The sequence below is a fragment of the Cellulomonas sp. P5_C6 genome, from assembly GCF_054049635.1.
Genome location: NZ_JBFULZ010000346.1, coordinates 1 through 1,769 on the forward strand (window position 1 = coordinate 1; position 1,769 = coordinate 1,769).

Annotated in this window: 1 protein-coding gene; it reads right to left on the reverse strand. The window is 72.8% G+C overall.

From position 1 onward, the window contains the following. A partial coding sequence (locus ACXJKG_RS20975; RefSeq protein WP_456847648.1) for an acyltransferase occupies positions 1-1,608 on the reverse strand: 1,608 nt, incomplete at its 3' end. Positions 1,609-1,769: the final 161 nt, after the last annotated feature.

Genomic DNA, 1,769 nt, shown 5'->3' on the forward strand with positions numbered 1-1,769 from the left:
GTCGGCCAGCAGCCAGATGATGGCGAGCCACATCTCCGTGCCCTGCAGTCCGGGTGCCGTCGCGGTGGTGCCGACGGTCGTCGGGTGCGGGGCCTGGAAGCCGAACCCCGCGTCGGTGGTCCAGTACCGCAGCGCGTCCCGGAGCAGCTGCTCGGCCCGACGGACGACCTCGTCGGTGCGGTGACCGGACCCTCGCGTGAGCCAGAGCGGGTGCGCGACGTCGAGGACGTTGCAGGCGGTCTGTCGTTCGGGCCTGAACCAGCGCACGTCCCTCAGGTGCGTCAGCACGGTGTCGATGACGGCCTCGGGGTGGGGGACTGGCACCCCGAGCTGCGCGAAGGTCCCGCGGGAGGCGCGGTAGTAGCCGTTGACCATCTGGAGCAGGCCCTCGGTGGGAGTCGGGCGCCCCCACATCCCGGTCTGCGGGTCGGCGCGCAGGAGGAGCCAGCCGAGCGCGGCGTCGATCGCGCCGCGCTGGGACTCCGCCTCGCGCCGCAGGTTCCACAGCTGCGCGGTGCCGAGCACGTCCACCCAGTGCCCCGCGGCCCACGCCTGGTCGCGCCACGGCAGGGCGTCGAGCTCGGTGACCAGCTCGGCCGCTGTCGCCTCCGCCACGACCTGGATCGGGTGGTCGAACCGTTGGCCCAGCAGGTCCAGCGCGTACCCGACGCACAGGACGTGGTAGCTCCCGCTGTCGTCGAACCGCTCGTGCCGCACCGGTGCCACCCCGCCCCCGGCCAGCAGCTCGCCGACCATGCCGGTCGCGGGGTCCTGCCAGGACCGCAGCCGCCTCGCCTGCTCGTCCGGGGTGAGCTGCGGAGGTGCGGCGCCCAGGAGCAGGTCCGCGATCTCGATGGCGTCGCACTGGGCGCGGACGGTCGCGGGGCCGCCCGGCTTGTCGGAGAAGAGCTGCCGTCGCTCGTCCCAGGAGCGGGCGAGGACTGCCGAGGCCTGCTCACGTGCCTGGTCGGCGAAGGTCGCGACGGCCTCCGCCAGGCTGGAGGTCGTCGCCGATGCCCCGCGCCACCGGAGCACCCGGGCAGGATTGCCGCCGACGACCGCGCCGGCGGGGACGTCCTTGGTGACGACCGCACCGGCGGCGAGCACGGCCCGGTCGCCGACGTGCACGCCGTCGAGCACGACGACGTGGGAGCCGATCCAGACGTCGTCGCCGATCGAGATGCCTCGGGAGAAGACCGGCTGCCGGAAGACCTCGACGTCGGGGTCGTCCATCGTGTGGTTGAAGCCCAGCACCGAGGAGTGCGCGCCGATGCGCACGGCGTCACCCAGGACGACGTCGCCGCGCACGACCGCATACGGGTTGACGGTGCAGTCACGTCCGGCCCGGAGCGAGCCGCTGAGGTAGGCGCCGGCGGCCACGTAGGTCCGGTCGCCCAGCTCGAGGGTGTCGTTGGTGACGGAGGCCAGCTCCGAGACGAAGACCCGCTCGGCGAACCGGTAGCCGCGCTCGCGCGACAACCGCCGCTGCACCTCGAGCTGCCGCCTCTGGGCCTCGGGGTCGGCGTTGTCCCAGAAGGCCCAGGGCGTGTAGTCGAGCGCCGTCCGGTCGAAGGCCAGGGGCGCCGGTGCTGTCGTCGCGTCGCTCATCGGTCGATCTCGCTCTCGTCGTTCGTACACCCCAGTAGAGGGTGGGCGATCGCACAGCGATAGGTTCGTGAACACAGTCGAACACGACGATGGGCAGGAGGGCCGGTGCCGACGACCGTCGCTGGATCGCTGGCCCGCACACGGCAGGAGCAGATCCTGCG